The 3,079-nt window shown below is 68.5% G+C and carries 3 protein-coding genes and 1 pseudogene; 2 read left to right on the top strand and 2 right to left on the bottom strand.

Translation table 11 applies throughout. The features are described 5' to 3' along the window. Positions 1-835: EamA family transporter (locus HC022_RS22560; RefSeq protein ID WP_167453893.1), on the bottom strand; the 835-nt coding region annotated here is incomplete at its 3' end. Between the two features lie 95 nt (positions 836-930). Here HC022_RS22560 and HC022_RS22555 point away from each other — a divergent pair. Next, complete coding sequence (locus HC022_RS22555; RefSeq protein WP_167453892.1) at positions 931-1,434, top strand: MarR family winged helix-turn-helix transcriptional regulator; 504 nt, start codon at positions 931-933, stop codon at positions 1,432-1,434. Here the strand turns inward: HC022_RS22555 and hemN are convergent. Beyond that, complete coding sequence (gene hemN / locus HC022_RS22550) at positions 1,423-2,778, bottom strand: oxygen-independent coproporphyrinogen III oxidase (protein ID WP_167453891.1); 1,356 nt, start codon at positions 2,776-2,778, stop codon at positions 1,423-1,425. The two genes, HC022_RS22555 and hemN, sit on opposite strands and share 12 nt — an antisense overlap. Before the next feature lie 104 nt (positions 2,779-2,882). Here hemN and HC022_RS22545 point away from each other — a divergent pair. Further along, positions 2,883-3,079: pseudogene (locus tag HC022_RS22545) on the top strand (transcriptional regulator); the annotation flags it as partial.

Here is a 3,079-nt window from a genome sequence, read left to right as displayed (position 1 = left end):
CCTGCTGGCCGAGCCAGACCGAGGCCAGCACCGTCACCGCGCCGAGGCTCTGCAGCGGCGACAGCGCCTGCCCAAGCACCAGCCAGCCCAGCAGCACCGCCGAGAGCGGGCTGAGGAAACCCAGCCCCGAGACCGCCGCAGGCCCGAGCCGGGCGATGCCGCGAAAGAAGGCCCAGTAGGTCGCCGCCCCGCCGACAAGGCCCAGCCACGCCAGCGCGCCGAGGGTGGCGGGCGTCAGCTGCGGCAGGCGCGCGTCGACCAGCAGCGCCACCGGCAGCAGCAGGAGACCACCGGCGGTGAGCTGCCACGCGGCGAAGCTCAGCGGCGACACCGGCGGCTGCCAGCGACGGCTGAGCACCGTCCCCGCCGCCATCGACACAGCCCCCACCAGCGCCGCACCGACCCCCAGCGCGTCGAGCTGCGCCCCGGGCCCGAGGATGAGCAGCGCCACCCCGGCGAGCCCCGCCAGCGCCGCCACCACCGATGGCCAGCGCATCGCGGTCCCGAGCCAGAGCCGTGCCAGAACCAGCACGATCAGCGGCTGCATCGCGCCCAGCGTCGCCGCCACCCCGCCCGGCAGGCGATAGGCCGCGAGGAAGAGCGCCGCCCAGAAGATTGCGAAGTTCAGCGCCCCCAGCACCGCCACCCGCCCGAGCCAGGCGCGCGGTGGCAGCTGCCGCGTCAGCACCAGCAGCAGGAGGCCCGCGGGCAGCGCGCGCAAGGCAGCCACCATCAGCGGCGGTGCGCCGGGCAGGAACTCGGTGCTCACGATGTAGGTGGTGCCCCAGACGACGGGCGCGGTGGCGGTCAGGGCGATGTCGGTCAGGCGGGACATGGCGCAGCCTTTATCTTGATGTCGAGATCACTATCTTGATATCAAGATAAATAGTCAAATCTTGACGTCAAGATGTTTTCCCGCAATGTGGCGCCATGGATGATGTCGACCGAATTCTCGCCCAGTGGCACGACGCGCGCCCGGACCTCGACGTGACGCCCATGGGACTGATCGGCAGGCTCGCGCGGCTGCGTAAGCGGCTGGAACAGGAACACGAGAGGGTGTTCGCCGCGCACGGGCTCAGCGCCGCAGGCTTCGACGTGCTGGCCACCCTGCGCCGCGCCGGGCCGCCGCACGCGCTCGAGGTCAAGGCGCTGCTCGCCTCGACCATGGTGACCTCGGGCACGATGACCAACCGGCTCGACCGGCTCGAGAAGGCGGGGCTGGTGGAGCGGCGGCCGAACCCCTCGGACGGGCGCGGCTTTGTGGTCGCGCTGACGCCGCTGGGGCACCGGACCATCGACGCCGCGGTCACCGATCACGTGGCGAACCAGCACCGGCTGGTGGCCACGCTCGACGCGGGCGACCGCAGGGCGCTGGACGCCCTGCTCGGCAAATGGCTGGCCGGGTTCGACCGCGAGGACGGCTCAGATCGCTGAGCTATGCCCGGCCTTCGACAGGTCGTAGGCGTCGAAGCAGCGCGCCACCATGCGGGTGAGCGGGCGCACCTCGGAGGGCAGGAAGAGCCCGTCCTCGGTGATCTGCACGAGCCCCTCGAAGAGCTGGCTGGTGCGCCGGAACATTTCGGCCAGAACCGAGGCGTCGGCACCGAAGTCCCGGACCAGCTCGGCCTTGTCGATGCGGAAGTCGCACATCAGCATCTCGATCATCCGCGCCCGCAGCCGGTCCTCGCCCCGGAAGACGTGGCCGCGGCTGGTGGCGAAGCGCCCCTCGCGGATCGCCGCCGTATAGGCACCGGTGGCCGGGGCGTTCTGGGCGTAGCCCTGCGGGAATCTCGAGATCGACGACGCCCCGAGCCCGATCAGCACCTCGGAAGTGTCGTCGGTATAGCCCTGGAAATTGCGCCGCAGTTTGCCGGTCTTCTGCGCGATGGCGAGCCCGTCGTCCGGCGCCCCGAAATGGTCGATGCCGATCTCGGCGTAGCCGTCCCAGACAAAGAGCCTGCGGGCGGTGTCGAAGAGGTCGAGCCGCTCTTCCGGCGTCGGCAGCGCGTCCGAGGGAATCATCTGCTGACGCTTGGCCATCCACGGCACGTGGGCATAGCCGTAAAGCGCCACCCGGTCGGGGGCGAAGGACAGAAGCTTCTGCACCGTCTCGGTGATCCGCGCCCGGCTCTGGTGCGGCAGCCCGTAGAGGATGTCGGCGTTGAGGCTCGCGACGCCTCCAAAGCGGAACATCTCCACGGCGGCGCGGGTCACGTCATAGCCCTGCGGCCGGCCGATGGTCTGCTGGATCTGCTCGTCGAAATCCTGCACCCCGATCGAGGCGCGGTTCATGCCGCCGGCGGCCAGCACGTCGAGCCGCTCACCGTCGATCTCGTTGGGATCGATCTCGACCGAGAACTCTGCGTGATCGGTAAACTCCGCGACGTCGCGCACCTTGTCGACCAGCCGCTTCATCAGGTCCGGCGTCAGCAGCGTGGGCGTCCCCCCGCCCCAGTGCAGCCGCGACAGCTTCACCCCGCGCGGCAGCCGCGCCTTCAGCATCTCGAGCTCGGAAACCAGCGTGTCGACATAGGCCTGGACCGGCGACAGCGTCGAGGTGCCCTGCGTCCGACAGGCGCAGAACCAGCACAACCTGCGACAGAAAGGCACGTGCAGGTAGAGTGAAACCGTGCCATTTTCCGGGATCGCCTCGATCCAGGACTCGAAATCGCCCGCGCCAACCGCTTGAGAAAAATGCGGTGCCGTCGGGTAGCTCGTGTAACGAGGGACCTTTGCATCGAAAAGGCCGAGGCGGGAGAGTTGTGTTCGCGTTTTCATGCGCCTACACTTAGGATTGCGCGCGAGGCCAAACTTTGACCCAGATCAAGACGGCCCGGATTGGCACCTCGATCCGGGAGGCCGTTAACAGGACTTTGAAACCAATGCTGAATGAACGCAGCCTCTCTATCCCTGTGGATTGTTCGGAATGCCCGATCCGCCACCGTGCCGTGTGCGCGCGGTGCGAGTCGGACGAGTTGGAGCGGCTGGAAGAGATCAAGTACTACCGCAAGTTCGAGGCGGGGCAGACGGTGATCTGGTCTGGCGACCGGATGGATTTCGTGGGCTCGGTGGTTTCGGG

The sequence above is a fragment of the Salipiger sp. HF18 genome (assembly GCF_011806505.1).
GTDB lineage: Bacteria > Pseudomonadota > Alphaproteobacteria > Rhodobacterales > Rhodobacteraceae > Salipiger > Salipiger thiooxidans.
The sequence above is the reverse complement of the archived record's forward strand: the minus strand, read 5'-3'. Positions and strand labels throughout refer to the sequence as shown.

What these genes read in the sequence shown, in the direction of transcription:
- HC022_RS22555 (WP_167453892.1), top strand. Translation starts at nt 931, where the DNA reads ATGGATGATGTCGACCGAATTCTCGCCCAGTGGCACGACGCGCGCCCG.
- hemN (WP_167453891.1), bottom strand. Translation starts at nt 2,778, where the DNA reads ATGAAAACGCGAACACAACTCTCCCGCCTCGGCCTTTTCGATGCAAAG.